General features: G+C 47.7%; 14 protein-coding genes and 1 other annotated feature (1 of these 15 only partly in view). Of the genes, 3 read left to right on the top strand and 11 right to left on the bottom strand.

Annotated features, from left to right (window positions below; translation table 11 throughout):
* Positions 1 to 34: 34 nt before the first annotated feature.
* Together H065_RS0110460 and H065_RS26955 are read left to right on the top strand one after the other, a co-directional pair.
* The gene (locus H065_RS0110460) at positions 35 to 415 is read left to right on the top strand and encodes a VOC family protein (protein WP_017813004.1); all 381 of its coding nucleotides are present in this window, start codon (positions 35 to 37) and stop codon (positions 413 to 415) included.
* A gap of 485 nt (positions 416 to 900) precedes the next feature.
* Positions 901 to 1,317: a flagellar protein gene (locus H065_RS26955; RefSeq protein ID WP_152425868.1), complete on the top strand. Its 417-nt coding sequence runs from the start codon at positions 901 to 903 to the stop codon at positions 1,315 to 1,317.
* A gap of 283 nt (positions 1,318 to 1,600) precedes the next feature.
* Here the strand turns inward: H065_RS26955 and H065_RS0110450 are convergent, their stop codons facing one another.
* The 5 genes from H065_RS0110450 to H065_RS0110430 form a co-directional block, all read right to left on the bottom strand.
* Entirely contained in the window at positions 1,601 to 3,346 is a 1,746-nt protein-coding gene (locus H065_RS0110450; RefSeq protein ID WP_017813002.1) for an extracellular solute-binding protein, read from the bottom strand.
* 54 nt (positions 3,347 to 3,400) lie between these two features.
* Positions 3,401 to 4,366, bottom strand: coding sequence for a carbohydrate ABC transporter permease (locus tag H065_RS0110445; RefSeq protein WP_238557931.1), 966 nt, complete (start codon positions 4,364 to 4,366; stop codon positions 3,401 to 3,403).
* A 119-nt stretch (positions 4,367 to 4,485) separates the two neighbouring features.
* Positions 4,486 to 5,424, bottom strand: coding sequence for an ABC transporter permease subunit (locus tag H065_RS0110440; RefSeq protein ID WP_017813000.1), 939 nt, complete (start codon positions 5,422 to 5,424; stop codon positions 4,486 to 4,488).
* 418 nt (positions 5,425 to 5,842) lie between these two features.
* Entirely contained in the window at positions 5,843 to 6,703 is an 861-nt protein-coding gene (gene dat / locus H065_RS0110435; protein ID WP_017812999.1) for a D-amino-acid transaminase, read from the bottom strand.
* A gap of 217 nt (positions 6,704 to 6,920) precedes the next feature.
* The gene (locus H065_RS0110430) at positions 6,921 to 7,682 is read right to left on the bottom strand and encodes an SDR family oxidoreductase (protein ID WP_026136159.1); all 762 of its coding nucleotides are present in this window, start codon (positions 7,680 to 7,682) and stop codon (positions 6,921 to 6,923) included.
* 258 nt (positions 7,683 to 7,940) lie between these two features.
* Between H065_RS0110430 and H065_RS0110425 the strand changes: the two genes are divergently transcribed.
* A complete protein-coding gene (locus H065_RS0110425) occupies positions 7,941 to 8,525 on the top strand; it encodes a TetR/AcrR family transcriptional regulator (RefSeq protein ID WP_017812997.1) in 585 nt (194 codons plus the stop codon).
* Here H065_RS0110425 and H065_RS0110420 read toward each other — a convergent pair.
* The 6 genes from H065_RS0110420 to H065_RS0110395 form a co-directional block, all read right to left on the bottom strand.
* The gene (locus H065_RS0110420) at positions 8,507 to 10,402 is read right to left on the bottom strand and encodes a cache domain-containing sensor histidine kinase (RefSeq protein WP_017812996.1); all 1,896 of its coding nucleotides are present in this window, start codon (positions 10,400 to 10,402) and stop codon (positions 8,507 to 8,509) included. The two genes, H065_RS0110425 and H065_RS0110420, sit on opposite strands and share 19 nt — an antisense overlap.
* Entirely contained in the window at positions 10,399 to 12,045 is a 1,647-nt protein-coding gene (locus H065_RS0110415; RefSeq protein WP_017812995.1) for a response regulator transcription factor, read from the bottom strand. Before H065_RS0110415 ends, H065_RS0110420 begins: the two co-directional genes overlap by 4 nt.
* Before the next feature lie 7 nt (positions 12,046 to 12,052).
* A complete protein-coding gene (locus H065_RS0110410) occupies positions 12,053 to 13,396 on the bottom strand; it encodes a glycoside hydrolase family 140 protein (protein WP_017812994.1) in 1,344 nt (447 codons plus the stop codon).
* A gap of 168 nt (positions 13,397 to 13,564) precedes the next feature.
* Complete coding sequence (locus tag H065_RS0110405) at positions 13,565 to 17,002, bottom strand: glycosyl hydrolase (protein ID WP_017812993.1); 3,438 nt, start codon at positions 17,000 to 17,002, stop codon at positions 13,565 to 13,567.
* A 54-nt stretch (positions 17,003 to 17,056) separates the two neighbouring features.
* The gene (locus tag H065_RS25725; RefSeq protein ID WP_017812992.1) at positions 17,057 to 19,876 is read right to left on the bottom strand and encodes a glycoside hydrolase family 2 protein; all 2,820 of its coding nucleotides are present in this window, start codon (positions 19,874 to 19,876) and stop codon (positions 17,057 to 17,059) included.
* Between the two features lie 174 nt (positions 19,877 to 20,050).
* A complete protein-coding gene (locus H065_RS0110395; protein ID WP_017812991.1) occupies positions 20,051 to 23,485 on the bottom strand; it encodes a chitobiase/beta-hexosaminidase C-terminal domain-containing protein in 3,435 nt (1,144 codons plus the stop codon).
* Between the two features lie 495 nt (positions 23,486 to 23,980).
* Positions 23,981 to 24,078 (top strand) — a binding site (T-box leader); it runs 140 nt beyond the window's last position.

The raw sequence follows: 24,078 nt of genomic DNA, 5'->3' as shown, positions 1-24,078 counted from the left end.
AGGCACCAATTATGATTACAGAGGAGACAGGACAATGAAACTTGCGATGAAATATGTGATTTTGTATGTGAATGATTTTGAGCAATCGATGCGCTTTTACAGGGATATTCTCGGACTTCCTATCAAAATGGAAGCTGGTACGTATGTGGAGTTTGATACAGGAGCGACTACACTGTCCATCAATACGCGCGAATCTGTCAACGAGCTGCTTGATCTGGGACTAACAACAGACGTGCCTGCTGCCAGTTCATTTGAAGTCGGATTTGTCGTAGATGATGTGTCTGCCGTAATTGAAGAGCTTCGCAGTCAGCAGGTTCCTGTTATTCGTGAGCCCATGACCAAGCCATGGGGACAGACGGTCGCTTATGTGGCAGATCCCGATGGACACTTTATCGAAATCTGCACCGCTATTTGATAAGCAATTGCTTAGTACAGAAATGATCCCTGTCCTCTACCGATTTCCTTCTTGATTTTTGGAGACAGCAAGAAGTTCGAAGCGTACAAATACTTTTATCCAAAATCACAAAAAACAGACGTACATGGCTTGCTGCCGAGGTACGTCTGTTTTTTGATATGTCTTTGAAAAATCGAATCTGGAAATTAATACCTGATTCGTTTTTGCATAATTGTGTATATTAAAAATGAGATGGAAACACACTTGCTTACTTTTTTTCTGGATATTCTCGAGAATGCTCCAATGTATATATACCATTGTCATGTCAAATTGGTAAATATAGTTATATAAGTCTATGGAACTAAAATGTATGAGTCTTTACACATAATTTATGTTGCTACATCCCTACTTAGATAGTATTATAGACCTATGAACACATAGACCTAGTTAACTACTAATTATCCAATTAATTTTAATATAATGACGAATAGAAAGAGGTGATCCGTATGACTTTAATGGTAGATTATTGCCCTCGTTGTGGCACGGTATATCAAAAGAACTTTCGTAAAATGTGTAACGGATGCAGTAACGAACTGGATTCGACAATGAAACGCTGTATGGATCATCTCTGGAGATACCCAAATAGCACAACCGAAGAACTCAGCCAGGCTGCTAATGTGGAGATTACAGAGCTGTATCAATTTATCAAAGAAGGCAAGTTTTCCTTTACGTATCCCAAGCTTACCTTCCCTTGTGAATGCTGCCGTCAACCGATTCGCCAGGGACGAATCTGCAACAGCTGCACTGGTTCTTTTAAAGAAGCGTTTCCTGTACCTGCTGCCACAGTTCCTGCAGCACGCACTTCCGGTACACGCACCAGTCACAAAACCCTGTTCACATCCAGAGGATCAAGCCGTCGCTGATATAGATTTTGAATTATCTGCAGACTCTATAGCCAGCAGTATTTATATGACCGTTGTGCTGGGAGGTTATGCTCTGTATCATCGCTCTTTCCAAATATCCAATAATCGCTCAGCTGCTAATAACGAACCAGCGCAATCCAAAAGACCGGTACCTTTACAGGATGCCGGTCTTTTCGTGTTTTTTAGAGGTACTGTCTTTGATCATTTTGTTTTATTTGCCTCTATTTTATAGTGCATAATAAAAGTCGATATTAAGACCATCGAACTGTATTATGCTGGCTGATCACTGTTTTACACCGGCTGTTTGGAGCGCTTTGCTATATTCTGTCGTCAGGAATTGAGTAAGCTGATCTGCACCTGCTGCCTTGAACGCTGCAATAGCATCCTGCTTGTTTGCGGCAAAATCTTCATCCGACTTGGAGAGGATCATCGTTGCTGCGGTACGTGCTGCCAGTTCTTTTAGCTGGGTCTCCAGCTTGAGCAGATCATCGTTCAGTACAGGCAGCACCACCGTATTCTCCTGTACAATTTCTTCGGCAGTCATATTTTGCAGTGGGGTATTCTCGTCCTGAAGCTTGCCTTCCTGCACCATTTTGGAGACGACTTCTCCCGGATAAGAAGACCCATAGTGCTTGCTGAAGTCTTTTTCCAATGCAGTGGAACTTGCTGCCATCGCTTCTTCGGTGGAGAACAGGTTAACTGGCGTCTTGGTTTTGGGATCGATCACGCTGCCACCGAGACCGATCAGATTCTGATCAAGCGCGATTCCGGTACGTTCCCATGCATCACCGCCATTGACTTTCATATCGATAGTTTCTTTGGTCAACTGGGGTTTACCGTTTTCCATTTTCCAGTGTGTATCTTCGATTCCGCTGTAGAGGGTTCGGGCACCCTCGTAGGAGTGGATATAGTTCAGGAATTCCATTGCTTTTTCGGGATATTTGGAGCTTTTGGAAATGGCATAGCTTTTGTCGGCCCAGCCTACGGGACGAACTCCGCCACTCCAAGCCTGCTTGCCTACCGGCAGTACCATGAATCCTTTGCCGTCCTTGGCATACTTGGCGTTATAATCACCCATTGCCCAGGTAGCCGGTCCGAGAATGAACTGCCCGGCTGTTGCCTTGGCCATATAATCATTATTTTTCATTGTCAGGGCATCCGGGTCCAGCAGACCCATCCGATAGGCTTTGTTATAAAAGTCCATCGCTACCCAGTAGTTGGAATTCTCGTCGGTCAGTACATTGATCAGACGATGCTCACCGAGCGGCTTGGCGAACAGATCCGAGCTACCGATAGCGCTCTGCTGGGTAATCCATGTAAATGGAATAATGTAAGGCCATAATCCCCAGTCCTGCCACATTGATACACCATAGATTTTTTTGCCTTCTTCGGTGGTCGGATGCTTGGCGGAGATTTGCTGGAGTACATTCAGCAGATCATCGGTACTGTTGATAGGCGGCGTGCCTGCTTCCTTGTAGTAATCCCAGCGCATAGTCGGTCCAATCGTCAGATTGGGATAGATGGGACTTGGGTCCGCCTGAATTTGTGGTGGCAGAAAATAGAGCTTTTTCTGTCCTTCGCTCCAGTTATCCCGGCTATAATCCACAACGGTCGGGATACTTTCTTGAATATCCTTGCCGTATTTGCCTAGCAGATCATCCATCGGAATAATTAGTTTGCCGTCAATTAGCTGTTTGCCGTACTGAGTCGGATCGGCACGCACAATATCCGGCAGATCGCCACCAGCGAGCAGCACATTCATTTTGTTGGCATCGGCTTCGACGTATTCAATTTTCACACCGACTTTTTTCTCGATTTCTTTGGCAATATCGCTGTCGGGATACGTATTCCAGTTTGTACCGGTCTCGTTGACAAGTACACGCAGGGTTACAATCCCGTTCTTGTCTGCTGTACCAGTCTGACTGGCATTACCAGCTGTATTTTCTGCGCCACCTGAACAAGCTGTAAGCGTTACCATAAATGAAAGTAACAATGCTGCCGCTGCTCTGCCCTTACCTTTTCTTCTCATAACCCAACCCCCTGATATTGTTATCTTACCTGTCCGGATAAATATATGCCAGCCTCAACCTTTGACCGCACCCATCATAATACCTTTGACAAAAAAGCGCTGCAGCATTGGATAGACTACTACGATTGGCAGAGTAACCAGCATGGTGATCGTCATCTGGATTGACTGTGGTGTCATAGTCCGCACTTCCGCCGAGTTGGTCATTTCGGCAGCACTCATGCTGGAGATGCTGTTGGATTGGTTGAGGAAGTTGTACAGTACCAGCTGAAGTGTCTGCAGATTCGGATTTTCCACGAGAAAGAAATTATCAAACCAGGTATTCCACTGTCCCAAAGCAGCGAATACCGCGATCGTAGCGATAATCGGCGTAGACAAAGGGAAAATCACCCGGGTAAAGATAGTAAAATATCCTGCTCCGTCAATCTTCGCGGATTCTTCCAGCGCAGGTGGCAGTTGCTCGATAAACGTCTTGATCAGAATAATATTGAATCCGCTGAGTGCGGTAGGCAGCACATATAACAGGAAGTTATTTTGCAGACCATACGCCTTCATCGTCAAATACCATGGGATAAAACCAGCGTTAAAGTACATCGTAATCAGTACAAAACGATAGATTAGCTTGCGCAGGGGCATCTCCCGCTTGGTAATCAGATAGGCAAAAAAGGAGCAGAAGAGCACGGTTAGAATCGTACCGACAATCGTTCTTAGCACAGAAACGACTGCTGCTTCCTGCAATCCATTCAGCTGCAGAGTCGCCCGGTAGCTCTCCAAAGAGAATCCGGCAGGCCATAGAAACACACCGCTCTGTGCCTGAAATGAATCACTGATCGAATAGATGAAAATATAATAAAACGGATAAATTGTGATGATCAGCAAAATCGTCAACAGCGTATAATTGACCACACTGAAGGTCATATCCGACCAATTGATCGGTTTACGGGTACGCACCCCGGCTGTCTTTTCCATCGTATTCCTTCCTTCCGGCTGTAATTCCATACCTACGGTTACCCATGGTAACAAGTACAAATATGGTATGAATAAGATGAACAATACCAGCTCAATTCATATGCATTGGCAGATTCACTATTACTTGCTCCTATCATTATGTGTTCAGAACTTTCGGCGTATCACAATTGCTGTTAGATAATACTTTCGCCTCTGACTTTTTTGGACAGGCTGTTAATCATGAACAGCAGGATAATGCTGATTACCGACTTGAACATACCAACTGCTGTTGAATATGGATAATCATTGGTTACGAGTCCCAGACGATATACATACAGATCCAGCACTTCAATTTTGTCGGCAACCATGATATTGTTGAACACCAGATACTGTTCAAATCCGGCGGACAACAGGTTGCTCACTGCCAGCAGCAGCAGCACGATAAAGGTAGGCATGATATTGGGTATCGTAATATGCACAATACTGTGGAACCGACCTGCTCCATCGATCTTGGCTGCGTCGTACTGTTCGCCGTCTATGCCGACGATCGCTGCCAGATAGATAATGGCGTTCCAGCCGATCGTTTTCCAGATCAGCAGTAGGGTCTGTACGAGCCATACATGATCGGGATTGCCCAGCACATTGAGCGGTGTATCACTCAATCCCAATCGGGCAATAATCGTATTGATCGCTCCCTCCGAGCTGAACATGCTGAATGCCAGTGAGAACACGATAATCCAGCTGATATAGTTGGGCAATGTTGTAGTCGTCTGGATCAGACGTTTGAAAAACCCACTCTTCACTTCCGAGATCATGATCGCCAGGACCAGCGGCAGCGGAGCTGCGAGGATCGACAGCAGACTGAGTGCCAGCGTATTGATCATGACCCGGAGCATATCCCGGTCATGGAGCATCTCTCGGAAGTGCTCTATCCCGACAAAAGCAGTCTGACTCAGTGGAATACCCGGCCGGTAATCAAAAAAGGCATATACCCAACCAAACAAAGGCACATAACTGAAAGCGATTACAAAAATAATGAATGGTAATGTCATTAACAGTAATTTGATTCCGTCTGCATGAATCTTCCGCTTTTTCGCTTGTACAACTTCTCCTTTTTTATACGTAATCTCCACAGCGGAGCCTCCTCTGTTCTTCCAGTCACTGGCCTGGTTGATCATTCGTTATCGTGTTCTTATCTTAATATGCAGGAAGACTACGCTAAATGAACAATCTGTAAAAAAAACTGAATAATCTACAGATCGTCTCTTCCTGCGACTACAAAGTTGAAGTATCTACAGATAAGGTTGAACAAAAGAAATACGCTTAAGCAGAATGTACAAGCAACTATCAGGAAAACAAATATTTAACATTGAAGATCAAGAATTAGAAAATAGGATACAGACAAAAAAACGATCAGCAATATCGCTGACCGTTTTCACTATAAATAACTAGGATTGGGTGTATGGTTAGATTATTCGCCTTACTGCACAGCAATGATCAAAATAGCAGATACGATATTAGATCTCCCTATTCCTTATCCGTTGATTCATTTTATGAAGCTGGGCTGGCACCGGCTAACAAAGCATGTACCTGCTGCAGATAGGCTTCCTGCAGACGACGGGTAACCGGACCCGGTGTACCCGTGCCTACCGGCTGACCATCGATCGTGATGACTGGTGCTGCTTCCATCGTGGTGCTGGTAATCATCGCTTCATCAGCGGCCATCAATTCCTCACGGGTGAATCTACGCTCCACATAAGGAATCTGCAATTCGGATGCGATACGTTCAATGACTTTTTTGGTAATACCACTAAGGATCAGCGGACCATCGGGATGCGTATAGATCGTGCCATCCTTGACGATCAACAGATTGGATGAGCTTCCTTCGGTAACCGTATTGTCCGCACGAATCAGAATAGCTTCAGTCGCTCCGGCTTCGGCAGCTTCCTGCTTGGCCAGTGTATTCGGCAGTAAATTCAGTGATTTGATATTGCAGCGCAGCCAGCGGATATCTTCACAGGTAATCGTAGCAATACCGTTCTCAATCGCATCGACCGGACGAGCGAGCGGCTCACAGTAACCCAGCATTACTGCTGTACTGCTGACAGGAAAAGCATGGGCTCTTTTGGCTTCGCCGCGGGTCAACTGCAGATATAACATCCCATCCTGTTCACCAAATGTATCCAGGAGCTGATTCAGCTGGGCAGACAGATCTTCCCGACTCCACGGAATCTGGATTTTGATCTCGGCGAGACTGTTATACAGACGATCCAGATGAGCTTCCTTTTCAAACAAATGTCCCTGGTAAATACGGAATACTTCATAGATTCCGTCCCCAAAGTAATAACCACGATCATGATAGGATACATGTACCTCTTCTTCATTAACAAGCTTGCCGTTCCAGAGCAGCATAAGAGAACCTCCCTTTTCCATTTCGATTACTATACAACCACCAGACAGCTAGATACAGCATATTATAAAATGTCGCTTATGCGTTCATCTTAACATGCCCGAAATGGAAGAGTAAATCCAGTCTGTATGGCATGGGTAAAGGGGGTTCTTGGTGCTCTTCAGGTGATGCAGCGTCCGTTCTGGTACATTTTCTATACGTATAAGCACAGACGGATGATCAGTAGGCGCTCCAGCCACCATCGGCTACGAGTACCGTACCGTTAATAAAGCTCGCTTCATCCGAAGCAAGGAATAAAGCTGCTGCCGCGACTTCTTCGGGCTCGCCTATTTTAGGATTCAACCCCATGCCCAGCATAGCCTGCTGCTGGCCGAATGGATTCGGTGCAGTGATACTCGTATTGATGTTTGTCTTCACGGCTCCTGGAGCAATCGCATTGCAGCGAATACCAAGCGTCGCATACTGGAAGCCCACATTGCGTGTGAATCCGACAACCGCGTGCTTGGAAGCGGTATAAGCTGCGCCTGCACGGGAACCATTCAGTCCGCCGTTGGAAGCGATATTAATAATTACGCCACTGCCTTTTGCCTTGAAAATAGGCACTACTTTGCGGGTGGCACGCATAACGCTGGTCGTATTGATATCGAAAATGCGCGACCACAATTCATCGGTCAGATCTTCTGCAGGTACAAAATTATCCATAATGCCTGCGTTATTCACCAGGATATCAACCGTTCCGTATGTGCTGATTGCCGTATTGATCATATGCTGGATATCTTCTTCACGGGTAACATCTACCGCAAGCGCAATCGCTGTACCTCCGGCTGCTTCAATCTCGTCCACGGTTAGCTGGGCGGTATCCTGACGAAGATCGGATACGACCACTTTAGCACCTTCTTTGGCGAACAGAATTGCGGAAGCTTTACCCATTCCCGAAGCGGCACCTGTAATAACAGCTACTTTATTTTCCAGTCTCATTATATTTCCTCCTCATTTGTTATCCAATCTTATAAATGAACAAATGTTGACTAACCAACATCCTTATGAATATGATACAAACACATCTGTATCGCCTCAATCAGTAAAATGACGCTTCCCTGTTGGTTAATCAACAAAGCAGCGCCGATCTGTTTACTATTTTATGCAGCTTTCATTTCGATGCGTATTATGAATCCATATTTTCGTTATCATCCGGCTGACTGTGTCCGGACTTTGCATGTGTTGAAAGGAGCATCTCTTATGGATCGTCGTATTCGCAAAACCAAGCAGGCTTTTCACCAGGCCTTGCTGCAATTACTGGAACAGCAAGATTTTCGTGCTATTACGATCACCGATATTGTCAACGCAGCCGATGTGAACCGTGGTACCTTTTACAAACACTATATGTACAAGGAAGATCTGCTGGACGAATTGATCGAAGAGGTACTTCAGGATCTGACCGATTCCTATATGGAACCTTACGGAGGCAATAATTATCTGGATGTGAGTGAATTGGTATCTTCAGCTATTACTATTTTTGATCATGTGGCTGCACACCGCAGCTTTTACCGGCTCATTATTCATTCGCATTCCATGTCCGGCTTTCAGCAACGTATATGCAGTCAGCTGCAGCGTCTTTGTCTCCAGGGAATGAATCAGGTTAGTTCTTCTCCTTATGCAGACAATAAGCAGCCCAGTTCGATCCATCCCGAACTGTTCGCCAGCTATCAGGCGTACGCGATCTGGGGATTGATTATGAACTGGGCGCAGCATGAGTTTGAAGCTTCACCGGATTATATGGCCGAGCAATTACTGTTGATCGTCAATTATTCAGCAGGACGATAGTCGTTCAAGCCGTCCTGCTGAGCAGATTCGACCATTTTGGGTAGTCGGATGGTGACTTCCGCGCCCATAGGTACCTGCGGCACGTGCAGACCATATCCCTGACCAAAATAAAGCTGAATCCGCTTGTTCACGTTGTACAATCCAACTCCTGTACCGGTATCCGATTCCGGACGATCGGGATGACTGTGATCAGGCGGCTCATAGCTCTCACCAGCAGCCAGCCGTGCATTGAGCTGCTCACGCCGCTGTGGATCAAAGCCTGCGCCCGAATCGATAACCGAGATCCAGAGATCCTGTCCATCTTCGTGTACTTCGATACTGATCTCGATTCCTTCTCCTTCTTCCCTGCCGAACTTGATCGAGTTCTCGATAACCGGCTGCAAAATAAAACGCGGAATCCGATAATTCAGCATATCCGGCTCGACATCGAATTCAAACTGGATCGTGCTGTTGAAGCGAAGGTTAATAATTTTGATATAATTTTCCAGATAGTTCAGTTCATCACGCAGTGTGCACATGCTGTCCTTGCTGGCGAAGACCGGGCGCAGGATATTGCCCAGAGCAACCACACTGTTGACGATATTGTCCGCTTTGACCATGGAGGCCATCCAGCGGATCATATTGAGCGTGTTATACAGAAAATGCGGATTAATCTGATACTGCAGCGCTTCGATCTCCAGCTTGCGCTTGTTCTCCTGAATCTCATTGTTATGGCGCAGCAGCTCAACGATACTAAGCGACATTTCGTTGAATCTGCGCATAACAGTACCGAACTCATTATTGGGAATATCGGTGAAGGTTACACCCAGCTCGCCTTTGCTCACATCACGCATCTTGTGGGCAAGCAGATGCAGTGGACGGATCATCCGGCGCAGCGAGAAATACGATACGCCAAAAATAACCAGAATACTAAGACCGAATACCAGCAGCATAATCCGCTGTACCGAGAAGATCTGCTGGGAGAATAGCCCCAGCGGCACTTCACGCATCATATACCAGTCGCTGTCCTGCAGTTTGTAGTAGACAATCTGAATCGGGTCTCCATTCTTGACCGCATCATAGCTGCCAAATGCAGCTGTATCATGAGCCGGAGGCAGGTAAGGACTCTGCTGACCTACACTTTCCGGGCTGCTGCCGGAGATAATCTGTCCGTCTGCATTGACGATATACATATTGCCTTCCGCCATATCCAATGATGCCGAGTAGGTCGAAGCCAGATACTGCTCATCCATATTGAAGATCAGCGTCGCACTGGTCTGTGAATCATACAGTGCGCGCACACCCCGGATCAGGCTGATCAGCCTGCCGTCCTGCTCGCCACTAATATACGGATTATAGTAGGATTCGGTCATTCCACCCTCTACCGTCAGATTCGGAAAAGACTGCTTGGCGCGTTCATATCCCTGTGACTGGAAAAAGCTGTCTGTCCAGGCGCGATCAGAGTGTACCAATGTCCGGGTCGCATCTCCACCGAGTGCCCCGTTGGCGTCCGAGATAATATAGATGGAGTGAATATAGCTGTAATTGCTGATAAAGTTGGCGATCCGTCCGTAAATATCTTTTTTCAAGTCGATATTCTCCAGCTGGGAACGGGTAGCATTGCTCTGGATATAGCTCTGCACATCGTTATCCAGCAGGAACAGCTTGGATAAACGATCTACATCGCTGATCAAGTTGTGTATATTATGATCGATCTGCTGGAACTGCTGGTACAGCAGTTTTTCATTCTGTTCCTTGATCAGCCCGAGCATAAAAGTATAGAGCAGATAGGTAGCGAGGGAGAATACAATAATGCTGACCGCCATAAAAAAGACGATCAGCTGGGTACCCAGATGCTGAATTTTGCCGGTCTTGCCGGAACGACGCCATCCTCTCATAGGCTCTGATTCGCTCCTGCCCCACCGCCCGTGCCTGCACTGCTGAGCCACTGTCTACGGTATTCATTCGGATTCAGACCGGTGACCTTTTTGAATACTTTGCTGAAATACGTATACTCTGGAGAGAATCCCACCTGTACAGCGATATCATATGATTTGAGATTGGTACCGATCAGTAGCTCTTTGGCCCGTTCGATCCGGTACCGGTTCAGATAATCGATAAACGTAATCTGCAGCTCTTTTTTGAACAGATTGCTCAAATATCCAAAGCTCAGGTTCACATGATCAGCGACCTGCTGAAGACTGATATTCTGGGCGTAATTCTGCTTGATATACTGAAGTGCTCTGGCAATCTCATTACTCATATACAGCAGGTTCCGTGAATACTCCACTACTTCGGACAGATATTCCATCACCTGATCCAGCATCTCGGGCAAGGTATCACACTGCTCCAACTGATCGGTAATATTGAACAACAACGTCTTCTCATTTTGATGGTGATCATACAGACTGGTACTAACCCACTGGATAAACTGGAACAGCAGATGCTGGATCGATTTGCGATCATCCTGCAAATGGCTGCGCAGAATGCGAATATAATCTTCATACCGTTCCTGACGCAGAGGGGACAGCAATTCACGTACAGGCGCATACTGCCGGATCTGCTCCAGCTGATTCTCTATAGGCAGAAGATCAATCTGTTCACCGCGTATATGATGAAGTCCGGTACCTGTCCAGAATTTATGACTCAGCACCTGGCAGGACTCATGATACAGTCCCGGCAGACTTTTGTATGCGTTACCCATTTGGCTGATGCCAACAGATACCGAACTACTGAAGTAGGTACGAATCACTTCCTGTACCCGCTGAAGAATATGGGCAATCTGCTGGCGGATCGCCTGTTCGGATAATACATCCTCAAAGCTCAGCAGCAGCAAATAATGAGTCTCATCTACATAGAAGCCCTCGCCCCGTTTCACAGACGATGTGATTTCATTCAGTATATTAAGCAGGGTCATTTTGATCAGATGTCCATGTTCGTCCTTAAACTTCTGCTTGAGACGAGAGTAGTTATCGACCTCGATTGTACAGGCAACGATTCTTACCGGTGACAGTTGCATCTCACTCTGTACAACAAACCGTTCCCATTCCTCCGATGAATAAATGCCATACAACAGAAAATCCTTGAGAAATTTCTCCTTGATCAGTTCCAGGTTGGCAGGCAGCAGCGATCCACTGGTACGCTCACTTGTCGCTAGCTGCTGTTCGTTCCATTCATGCTGAATACCGGATAGTACACTCTCAATCTCTTCTTCGGTCATCGTCAGTTTGAGAATATAACCGGATACACCCAGCGACATCGCCCTGCGGGCTAGGTCGAATTCTTCCAGACAGGACAGGACGACAATACGGGTCTGCTTGTCTTCCTCCCTGATTCGGGCAATCAGTTCCATGCCGTCCATCCGGGGCATGCGTATATCAGTGATAATCAGGTCCGGCTTGTCCTGCATGTAAGTCTCCCATGCGCTCTGCCCATCCGGCAGATCGGCAATTACTTTCATATTAAATTTGTTCCAGTCGACTGAATTTTTGAGTCCGATTCGTACCAGCATCTCATCCTCTACTATCATCACCGTATACATCCATATGTCACTCCTTGATTCCCGAGTATAGGCACAATACCCAGTCATTGCCCCTGCCGCTGGAAGGGGCAGTAAATAGCCGGGTATCGATATTCTCTACCTGCTCTGCACCCTGATGCTGTCCGGTACGCGGACAATACCATCTGGCAGTCAGATCATAATTTGGAAGCGCTCCCAATCTAACTTTAACATACAGACCCTGAGGACAGTAGATGAATATGTAATCATCCCCTTTAATTGCCATCGGTGTATTGGCTCCCGATAGAGGTGCTTCCAAAAGATGCCCGGCAGGATGCGCAGTTAGAAGGTTTACACTTGTCATCAGCTGATGAAGATACTTCATTTGCCCGGCTCCTGGACGCTGCAGGGCATCCTGCCATGACATTATAAAGAAAGCTCCCTGCTGCTCCATATCAACAGAGCTGTACATTCCATCCGCCATAGCCCAGACCGAATGATGACCATAGGTATGACCTGCTGCGCCGCTGAATACGGCATAATAGGCAGCCTGCCTTACATCAGCTTCGTCAAAGTAACCATTGTCAGGGTTGAAATCGATCGGAATATCTTCGTAACATGGCTCGGCATCCAGTGTAGGTTTGACGGGATCGAGATGATAATCTGCCTGGATCAGGCGATAGTTATTGCGTACTCCGGCACTATGACTGGATTGAACCATATTAAAATCCAGCCATGACTCCTCATGCACATACAGCGATGACGATACACCGCCTTTGGGATGAAAGGTCATCAGATGCCTGTCCTGATCCCCTTCCCTGATACCAAGTGCCATCTGCCGGATCATCTCAAAATGACGGCGAGTCTGCAGCGGACGATCTCCTCCCAGCACCCAGATTAACGAGGGAACATCACGGTAACGTTCACCCAGCCATTTGCCATATACAAATGCATTATCCGGTGTGAAAATCTCCGGCCCCTTGCCCCACATCCGATAGAACTTGTCTCCCCATGTTGGCAGCAAGGCCGTATACATCCCCATTGAAGCAGCCATCCGGATCATCTCATCGACATGATGCCAGTAAGAATACTCTCCATCCAGATCCGGCTGCAGCGGGTCGGGGAGACCTGAGGAATCTTTTTGCAAAGGTACACGACCATAGGCATTGGGTGTATGCAGGCCATCCAGCTCGGCCAGTGCAACAGTCTGGATCACATTGAATCCCTGTTTGGCACGGGTATACAGGTAGTGCTGCATCTCCTCCCGATCCAGTCGGTGCAGCAGCTCCCAGGCTGTATCCGCCAGCCAGAAAAAAGGCACCCCTTCCTCGGTGATCAAAAATCGCTGATTGGTACTGATCTGCAGACGAGGCAGAGATGGATAGGAGGTCACTGGGAATCATCCTTTCGGGATTGGAATGGAAAGCTTCTCTGCATAGCGAACGGTATGGTCGATACTTGCAGCTTCATGAAGATTATTTCTGGCGTTTTGTCATTTCATAATTGTCATTGTTGCCGGTTGTCAGGCAGCGTATAAGGTTCCATATCCAGCCTATTTGTGCTACGTATACAGGATGACCTCTACATGACCTTTGAGTCCAAAAGGAGTCAGACAGTAACGATCGGTATAGATATGTTCTTCCGGATGATCTCCATCTGTCCAGCTCGGCTTATCCTTGAAGCTGTCCGGGCCTACCATGGTCAGTTCGCCGCGTACATGATGATGGGGACCAAGCAGATTACGACAGCTGGACATGAGCTCAATCATCAATTCGTTATCGCCAGTCCGGATATAGTCGGTAATCTCTATTGCATAAGGAGCCCACATAAAAGTATGCACTTCCTGCCCATTCAGCCACAGCCGGGACAGCACGGCATCCGGTCGTTCAAAGCGCATCCAGAGCTGCTGCCCGGAATCCAGCTCCGGTACAATCAGCTGCTGAAGCAGCTGGACATTACCTGCATAAAAGTTCAACCCCTGGGTCGTCAGGTCTCCACTCTGTACTGTATGCACAGGCTCCTGTAATCGGAAATGCCCATCGGTATAAATCTCGCCATCATCCGATAGTATATATCCAGTATCACTATGCACATGAAAGTTGCCGAGCAAATAGATGCTCTCGATCTCGGTATCATAGAACAGCTTGTTACTCTCGGATTCGAATACCTGTGCTCGTGCTACCGCCGCATAGGTCTCGGCGGAATTGGCAAAATGCCGTGCCAGTACAATCCGGTTATGTCCCGCTCTCAGATAGCTGGTAATATCCAGTTTGCGAAATGCGATATCCCTCCACCAACCAAGCTCTCGCTGGTCTAGTATACGGTCATTAATACTGATTCTGTACTGATCGGGCTGCTCAATGATCAGATACATGTCCCTATTCAGGTAATCTCCCGGCTGTGCCTCTACTGTAAATTCCATTTCAATCTCTACCGGATGTCCCAAGCGCACCAACTGATCCTGCAGGAAAATGACCGGCTGCACTTCCGACCAGTCACTTCCCTCGATACGCAGTCGGCAAGTATCCAGGGTCAGACTGTTCAGATCACTCTGAATCAGCTGCCATTGATCAGCTGTACGCAAAACCGAAGCAACCGATAAATCGGCTGTCTTGTCTGTTCGAGTAGAGTCAGGTAATAGCGCAGGATGTTCCGTACCCTCCATATGTCCTGCATAGTGACGCAGCATATACGACTGCGCAGGGGCAAAGGAAAGTCTGACGACGATACTTTCACCAGATCGGAATGTTTCCTCCTCGTTAGTTTGGACGGATTGATATTCGAAATGATCAGCAAGCGGTGTAATCTGTCCATTTTCCAGATTGATCTGCTGCCAATCGCCTGACCCGGATAATATCATCTCGGTATTATAACTACCCGTGCGGTCTGTATTGACCAGATAATACAGCGTATATTCGCCCAGTGTACTCACCTGGCTTCGTATCGGTATCTCCTCTGGCGCAACCGGGATGAGAGACGGCTGCAGGCGAGCTGAGGAATGATCCGAAGCAGGGACAAGATCCCGAATAATGATGTCTGGCTGGAGATGCTGATCAAGGTAAGTGATGAGAGACTCGCGATTCAGCGGCAGACAGGAAATACTGGATTCCAGTTCAGCCAATCGCCCATCATGCTGTCCATTGACCATAGTTGGTAATGTACCCAGAGCAATCACCTGTCCTCCCTGGTTGATCCATTCCTGCAGCAGTTCCAGTGTATGTGCTGCGATAGTGATCATCGGCGGCAGAATAACGAACCGGTACGCCGCCTGGCCAATAACAAACTGTTCGCCCTGTATTTGCCCATGATCGGCAATGATGCTCTCCGATCCATAATCATGACTGTACTGCATAGCGCCCAGCCATTCACTAATCTGTACAAAATCCTGGTGAATCTGCTCGCCCTCTTCACTCGTGCGATTATTATAGGCAATCCAGGAAGAACGAATCGGGTGCAGCAGCAAGATATCCGCATGCTGCCGGCTCTCTGATAAGAGCATCGATAACCGTCCAAAATAATCATTGAACCGGCTATATTCTTCCCACCACGGCTGCTGATAATAAAGAGATGGCGGATAATCGCGCTTGCGAATACCACGCAAACTATAGCCTTCCAGATGCTGACACATCAGGTTAATCCCATGCACATACTGCCATTCGGCAATCCACTTCAGATCGGCAAAGGATACATTCCAACCACTGCAGCCAAATGTCTCGGACAAGACAAACTTCTGTCCCAGCTGCCGTGCTACCGAACTGGCCTGCTTCGGTGTCAGCGGATCGCTAATAAACCGCCCGAGCCAGTCTATTCCCGGTGTCTGCATGAACGCATAGGAAGCCATGGCATCCCCTACTGATCCGGTCTGTGCAGTCAGATGATCTTCACACACAACATGTCCAGTTAGCCGCAGCTGATGTTCTTCGCACCATTCGCCAATCTGCTTCATAAAGGACTGCGAGAACAGACGGGTAACCAACTCCCAGAAATGGTACCGCGCCGATTCATAGCCCTCCTTTTCGAGAAACAATAATGGCAGGATCCCCAGCAGCTCCTCGTCATAGGTCTCACGGAACTGTTCTTCCAGGGTAAAAGACCATGGTATCTGATTGCGTCCGTACTGCGGTTCATCGGTAAATATACCGTACACCGACTGGCCAAAATGCGCTGCGAACCGGTCAGCATATTTCTCGTATGTGGATTCAATAAATGCTCCTACAACATGGGCATTCAGCGTATCGATATAATACGGATTCACTTCATAATATAATCTCAGCTCAGCCCGATTCTGCTGCTCATGAGAGATCTGTATATAACGTCCATCCTCATATCTATACCAGGCAATAGTGCGACCATCATCCTCTGCTGCTGCCGGCTGCTGCTGATTCTCGTTATCCAACTTGTTATGCCCTTCACTCTCCGTGTCAGCTGCTTGATGTGCAGCTGTAGCACTCTGTTGATCAAGGGAATGTGCTGGTGTATGATCAACTTTTTCCATTCGAAGCCATTTTTGCTGGTAATCCAGTCCCAGCTCGGGAACGACTCCATCGGCAAAACCGCTCGGCCATCCATTTTCGTCATAACACCAGACTTGCATTCCCAGCTGCTGTCCTTCCTCGATGCCAGCGGCAATACACTCCATCCATTCCTCGCCCATATAAGGTGTCTCGAGTCCGGCACGGGCATGCATGATGAATCCACCCAGTCCTGCCTGCTTCATCTCGCGTACCTGTCTGCGAATCTCCTGCGGATCGAGCCGATCATTCCACGACCAGAATGGAATAGCCCGGTAGACAGCAGGCGGATCAACCAGATGACTGAAGATTGATTCGGTTGATGGTTCGGCATGTTGATCAGAATAAGATCTGTTCGGATTCTGCTCAGTCGCAGCGGAGTATGAAGGCGATAAAGACTGCGGAACAGGCTGATTTAACATCTTGGAATCAGTATTTTTGTTGTAGCCAGAAGTGCCGTTTGCAGATCGTTGTCCGGATCTGTGCATGAATATCTCCGCCTTTCCCGTATGAGTTCATTGGCATATTGGCTGATCGCCTAATCATGAACGGCTGTTCCATGCGCGTACCGCTATATTTTGGATACTGCTGACCTGCAGTGTACGACTCTCACCGCTGTCCAGCCAGATAAAATTATCCTCTGCCAGGAACGGAGGTTCATCGTGATACTCTGCCTCTCCCGGAACCAACTGATAATCTACAGTCTGATACAATTCTACAGCTACAGCCGGGTAATTCCCCCGATTAGTAACAGTCACCTGATACGGATATTGACTCTGACTCTCCACTTTACCACGTTGCCTGTTGGAATCAGCTGCCTGTTCCATTCCGTTCTGCTGCTTATGCTGCTTATGCTGCTTATGCTGCTTTATATTATGCTGCTCTGCTTCTACTTGCTGCTCTATCTTCTCCTTATCCTGATCCGGTTGAATATGGAGATCCAGCTCTGTATCCGGCAGATTCATCAGCACACCCTGTCTTGCATCAAAATTTATCCAGTAAAAGGTACGGTTCAGCACATTGCCTGCCTGTATCAGCTCGGATACGACCAGCAGCGGCGCTTCTTCCAGTGAACACGCCGGAATATCCACTTGTCCCAGTTGGCGTACCTGCCCACCACTGCCACTATCCTGCCAAGACTCTGACAACATCACTTGCAGATTCGCATCATATACCCGTACTCCTGCTGTCCATTCTCCGGTTAACTGCTTCCGGTCATCCAGCAGATATACGGGCAGCGACTGCTGATGCTCCGGACTGTTCAGCTTGTCGAACACAATAGAGACCATCAGCGGTGCATACGCGTCTGCGGTAAAATAATGGGACATCTTGGGCGCGCCATACCAGTCGATCGTTGCCCAGGAGACACCGGGATACACGTCATTTAATTTGTACGTCACCACGCCAATCTGCTCCGGCCAGTGGCAGCGCGCCCGCTCCATCTTGTGCCGCAGTGAGACCACCTGCGCCATCTGGGTACCGGTAACAAAATTCTCCAGTGAATCACAGGGAACAAACGAATCGGCAAACTCGGACAGAATGCGCATCTCGTCCCGGGTATCAAATGCCGGCAGATGATGATAAAAGCTTTTGCCCGGTTCTGGCGGCCATACCGTGCGCTCGGCTTCCGGCAAATACCGTTTTACCGATTCCATATTCGGAGACGAAGCAAGTCCAAATTCACTCAGCATCCTATCGTCCAGCCCTGCATAATAGTCGAAGCTGTACGCCGGTGTCCAGCCATTCCAGACGATATGATCATGCGTACTGCCGCCCAGCGGATCAGTACGATGAAATGGGCGTGTCCCATCCAGCTCGATACTGTAGCGCCCCATCATCTGCATGGACTCATGATCCAGCTCACTGCTTGTCTCATTGCCTCCACCCCACATAATCAGTGATGGGTGATTGCGTAGACGCAGTGTATTGATGATTACGGTCTCTTCCAGTGCATCATATGGCTGATTGGCATGACTGCCCCAGCAAGTCGGCCATTCCTGCATAATCAGAATACCGAGACGATCACAGAGATCATAGAAATCATCCGTCTCCGGCATCCCCCCTCCCCAGGCACGCATAAAGTTCACATGCTGCTGTGCCGTCAGAGCAAGGAAATGCTCATACTTCTCCCGGCGGAAATCCATCAGCGCATCCATGGTACACCAACCGGTTCCCTTGGCAAAAAAGGGCTGTCCGTTTACTGTGAATGTCCAGTTATACATCTCCGGCTGCTGACCCTGTGGCAGCGGGTCCATCCGGATATCACGAATGCCAAAAGTCAGTTCCTTGCTATCGGCTAATACGGTGGAAATATCCATAGGATCTATATCCGCTTGTGCCGCTGTCTGCTGCTTGGTATTGTCCGGAATGTATAGCAACTTCAACCGGTACAGATGCTGTTCACCCATATCAATCGGCCACCACAACTGATGGTCCGGTATTTGCAACTGCAGATGCAGGCTCCCTTCGTCAGTAGCTACGTTCTCTGCATCAATAACCTGGCTAAAGGATACCGCTGTACCTGCAAAATTATCCGGTTCGATCACGCCATGGAGCGTACCTGCCCAGTACGCTGATGAGCTGCTCAGGGTCATCGACAGATCAAGCCTTCCTGCTATGGCATTGTCTTCATTCAAGGCCGCAATATAGGGATTGTCTATAGATACAGTCGGTTCACCTTCAATCCGCACACTTTGCCAGATACCCACTGCCGGCAAATTGACATAATGCCAGCCGTAATTGCAGTTGAATACGACAGTAGAATGCCATATATTCCATTCATTGCCGAGTGGTGCCGGATGGACTTTGACGATTAATGTATTTTCCTTCTGAACGATGGCACTTATATCGTAAGCAGGTCCTCCGAATGCGCCATTATGATAACCGAGCGAATGGCCATTCAGCCACACTTCACAAGCTGGTGATACGCCAGCAAAATTCAGCTTTGGGTGCTGCCATTTCCGATTCGGATTCAGAGTGAAGCTGCACCGATGCCACCAGGTCTTATGACTGTATACCTTGGCGATATCTGCATTCTCGCCAAAAGCTGGATCGCCAATGATTCCGGCATCCACCAGCGCTTGATGAATACTGCCCGGTACCTGCACGGGAATTGCATTACCCCAATCTTCCTGCAAACGCATCTCGTCTGTTCCACCTTCTACCATTTCCCATATTCCATCCAGCAGCATCTGCGGTGCAGTCTGCAGCGAACCGGTTAACTGTTGCCAGTAATCAGTGCTATCCTGTGTATTCAAAGGGCGTGCTTCCAGCCGCTGAACCGGATGATCCCATGGTGTATATCGCGCCTCAAAACTTTGCCGATCCAATAGATCCTTGCTGAGTAGCTGCCTGGTATTCATGATGATCCCCTCCTTCTCTGTGTAAGTATGCCGTTATAATGAGCCGGTATGTGCACCATTATTTATTCCTGCTATTCATGGGCAACAACTGTAAGTATGCCGTCCCCATCCTATCAGCAAAACAGAGCCGATCCATTGACGCGTCGGCTCTGTTTTGCCTTATTGTTGAAACACTTATTGAACAGAAGTAAGCTTCACATCATCGATAAATGCCGTATTATCACCCGTTGTGGATGTTGCTACAAATTTGAGGGTATGCTCGCCGGCTGTCACAGGAAATGCATTGATTGTAAAGGCTTCATATGCACCGGAAGCTGGTGTATAGCTGCCGAGCACCTGATTATCCAGCATAACATTGAACTTCTGGGTTCCCCGCAGATTAGTACGCTGAGCCGCCTTAAAGCTTAATGTATAGGAGCCTTCCGGGAATTTTAGCTTTTGCGTAATCGTACCGTTGATTCCATTATCCGTTTTAAGATAGGCACTCTGTGCACCCTCCGGTATAGTTACATTGCCGAGTACACTATTATTGCCCTGAACACCGGAGCGGCTGTCAAATACCCAGTCACTGGTGAACGGTCCCGGCTTGGTTTTGGCTTTGCTGTCGACCGGAATAACTGGTGTCTCGAATCCGCCATTTTTCAATTGAGCGGGCAAGCTGTTGGCCGGACGGATAAAGAGACTGTCCAAGAAAGCGGTACGATCTAGCTTAGGCAGTGCAGGGTCTGCCGAAGTTGCGATAAACTTGACATTATGCTTGCCAGCAGTAACTGTGAAGGGAGCACTTGTTACCTTTTGGAAATTGACGGAATCTGCTGTGAATGAGCTGACCTTCTGATTATCTACATACACATCAAATGTCTGTATGCCATACCCCGAACGTGTCGCCAGATCAAAGCTCAATTCATACGTACCTCCCGGGAAATTCAATTGTTGGCTGATTGTTCCGTTCACACCGCCATCTGTTTTGAGATAGCCAACCTGTAGCCCTTGTGGGGCTTTGATGTCTTTGCTGACCAGCTGACTTCCATTAGTAGAGACCCCTGAACGGGAATCAAATATCCAGCCATTTGTAAATGGTCCTGTACGCGTAGTAGCCGTACCCGGCTTTTCAAAGCCTGCATTATAAATGGTCACTACCGGTGTCTCATCCGGAACATCATTGGTGAAGAAGCAGCGTTTGTCTATTCCTGGCGCAGGATCGGCGCCGAATGATTCATCCGTACATTCCACACCGTCTGTAAATGCTTTGTATTTGAACATGCCGTCTGCTCCATAAGCAACCATGGCTTTACCAGTGAAGTCGCAGACTTTGCCTTCATACATACAGAATTCGTAATTGTCGGGTCCAATCACCACATCCTTCGTTTTATACAGGGCTGCGGTAATACCGGAGTTATCGAGTCCCGGCTTGATCGCTATCGCTTTGAGCATCCGGTTGCCACCATTTGGCAGAATCGCACCATGCTTATACAGACGGGAGGATGCAGTTGGTGTGCTGCCATCCATCGTGTAGTAAATTTGTGCCCCCGGTGTCTTCGTCTCGATAAATACAGCTTCTGCCGAATCATAGATACCTGGTTTCAGACTGAATGTTGGTGCCTCTACCCGTGTCGGAACAGAACGCGGAATCACTTTAATAAGTGCTATTCCATAAGCACCTACTCCTTGGCCACTGCTGGCCTTAATTGCTACTAATCGCTCGGAAGCAATATCCGGTGCTCTGTAGAGACCATTCGCGTCGATCGTTCCATTATTTGTACCGAGCACGGTCCATGTCACTCCATTCGCAGCGGCAAGTGACTGTTCCTCGTCATCTGTTGCGTCGTAGGTGTCTTCGCTTACTGTATTTTCGGATTCAGCTGTTTCTACAGTTGCAGGCGCTACTTGGACTGCTGCAGAATCATCTTGTGTATTGCTGTCACTCCCAGTATTTACGATATTAAAATCTTCTGCAGAGTCTATAGATTTAGCTGCTTCTTTGTCTGTTGACCGGGTAGTGGAAGCATCTGCGTTCATAGCATCTCGCTCTTCTGCTGCGTACGTATCCTCCGTTACAACGGTCTGTCCAGTGTACGTCGCATCAATGACACGAGCCTGCATCTGCAGTGTACTTGCTCCTGTGATTGTCTTCTCTATCGGTGTAACTTCCACCTGAGTCTGAGGCTTGGCTGTAGTATAGATTGAAAAATGATACGCTGTATCACTATCGTTATCCGTAAAGGAACGCGTCGCCGCAAACGCTTTTTCTACCTGTGGAAGTATCGCATTTGCGTCCACCTTCATATTGTCACGGTACGTCATTTTGTAAAAGGTTTTACCAATCGTGTTATCTCCGAAATTAATATTGAGATTTCTGGCTTCGCCGCCTTTGGACTCTACCAGTACAGTGTAGTTGCCATCCTTGCCTTTAAAGGCAGCTGCACGAACATCGTCGGCACCTCCGGTATCTACAGCGAGTACATCACTGTGCTCCGGGATGTAGCGATTCAGGAAGCCGGCAGAATAATAGGTTTTCCGCGGCATCCGGTCGAGTGGCAATGAACTCCACATCGTATAGGTACCGTTCGTATCTCCATCGGGATCGGATGTCCAGGCGCCATTCATCTGCCACATCAGTGCACCTTTGAGGCCATCATTTGCAGCACGGATAATCGAGTTGGCAAACCCGGCATCCCAGCCGCTGGCATCATCGGCAGACCAGCCGAATTCAGTCATTACAACCGGTTTGTTACCCGCTATAGTGGTCCGCTGATCGATTACACTTTTCAGCCCATCATAACTGGTTCCATACACGTGAAAAGTATAGGCATCAAACACGCTGTCGGCATTCTGCTTCATGTAGCTGATCCAGTCCAGTGCACCGGATTCTTCCGGACCCCAGATTTCGATTTGGTCGCGCAGTCCGTCCGCTTGGAGACGATCACTGACTTTACGTGTCATCTCGGCAAAGTAGGCTTTCTGATCAGCTGGACCTTCAAAGTCCCAGCTGCCATTGGATTCATTGTAAAATGTCATATATTTTACGTTGTCATAACCACGTTTGTTAATCAATTCGTTCAGTGCAGCCGAGGCGGAAGCTGCATATGCATTGAGGTCGGTGGGTGCGCTTACGTATGGGTCTTTCAGATCCGGGAAGTTAAACCAGTCCTGAACCGTCTGGCCGACTTTCCAGCCAAAGTTCAGTTCCACTTCCGTACCGGCGCCTTTAAGAGCATCCAGATAGCGGTAGAATTCTTTCATCTTCGGACTGTCAAACGTGTACTGTCCCTTCTTCGGCTCCATCCAGTCAATCTGGAACCATACTCTGGCTACCTTGGGCTGGATTTTCTGAATCCGGTTCACATCCATCGCCCAGTAAGCATCGTTATAACCGTATTTTGCACCCAGATCCATCGTATTCGTTGGAATAATATTGACGCCTACGCCAAGGAAATCCGAATGCATAACTTTGTCCGGATCAATGCTGATTGTACGGGTGACCGCTGCAGCAGCTGTTGACTCTGCTGCCTTTGCTTTGGATGGTACACTGACTGAAGGCAGAATAAGCGAAAGCAATAAAATGGACGTGCCCATAATGCTGAATACCGACCTCGCTTTTTTGTTCATTCCTTCCTCTCCTTTTCGTGTACGGATATTTTAAGTACATCCTTTACGCCACGCTCTATAATGGCATGGCTGTTTTGTAGGTTGATTACGACGTATCGAAGTAGCCTTACAGATGCAGAATGCCGCGACATCAGGGTAAAATCGGAAAACTAAATCCTTCTTCATCATAGGTCAAAGATAGCGCTTACAAATTGAAGAATACACAGAATAAATTGAAGAATATACAGAAATACCAACATGTGATTTTGGGTATCATTGAACAAAATAAAGAAATACTTGAACAAATATCAGACATGCTCTGTAACCTTGTTATCCGGGCACTTTATATCTGAGAAGAATAAATTACAAAAATTCATCTATTGCAATCTGCAAAAAGCTGGATTATAATGAGCCTACGATTTTGACCGGTCGAAACAAACAGGATTGCCGGAATAATCTCCGGAGTTCTGAATAGACATGATTGAACATTAACCTTTTGGTTTTATAGATGCATATATACATTCCGTGACGGGAAAGAGTACGTTATGATTCTGATCTACAGAGAGTTGGGTAAGGTGCAAGCCAACGTTCAGAATATAACCGAAGCCATCCCC

Source organism: Paenibacillus shenyangensis, from assembly GCF_000346635.1.
GTDB classification, from domain to species: Bacteria; Bacillota; Bacilli; order Paenibacillales; family Paenibacillaceae; genus Saccharibacillus; species Saccharibacillus dauci.
Note: the sequence above shows the minus strand (reverse complement) of the source record. Positions and strands in the feature narration are given on the sequence as shown.

Coding starts and splice junctions, on each gene's coding strand:
- H065_RS0110460 (WP_017813004.1), top strand. CDS start 35: ATGAAACTTGCGATGAAATATGTGATTTTGTATGTGAATGATTTTGAG.
- H065_RS26955 (WP_152425868.1), top strand. CDS start 901: ATGACTTTAATGGTAGATTATTGCCCTCGTTGTGGCACGGTATATCAA.
- H065_RS0110450 (WP_017813002.1), bottom strand. CDS start 3,346: ATGAGAAGAAAAGGTAAGGGCAGAGCAGCGGCAGCATTGTTACTTTCA.
- dat (WP_017812999.1), bottom strand. CDS start 6,703: ATGCTGCTCTGGAACGGCAAGCTTGTTAATGAAGAAGAGGTACATGTA.
- H065_RS0110425 (WP_017812997.1), top strand. CDS start 7,941: ATGGATCGTCGTATTCGCAAAACCAAGCAGGCTTTTCACCAGGCCTTG.
- H065_RS0110420 (WP_017812996.1), bottom strand. CDS start 10,402: ATGAGAGGATGGCGTCGTTCCGGCAAGACCGGCAAAATTCAGCATCTG.
- H065_RS0110415 (WP_017812995.1), bottom strand. CDS start 12,045: ATGTATACGGTGATGATAGTAGAGGATGAGATGCTGGTACGAATCGGA.
- H065_RS0110405 (WP_017812993.1), bottom strand. CDS start 17,002: ATGCACAGATCCGGACAACGATCTGCAAACGGCACTTCTGGCTACAAC.
- H065_RS25725 (WP_017812992.1), bottom strand. CDS start 19,876: ATGAATACCAGGCAGCTACTCAGCAAGGATCTATTGGATCGGCAAAGT.
- H065_RS0110395 (WP_017812991.1), bottom strand. CDS start 23,485: ATGAACAAAAAAGCGAGGTCGGTATTCAGCATTATGGGCACGTCCATT.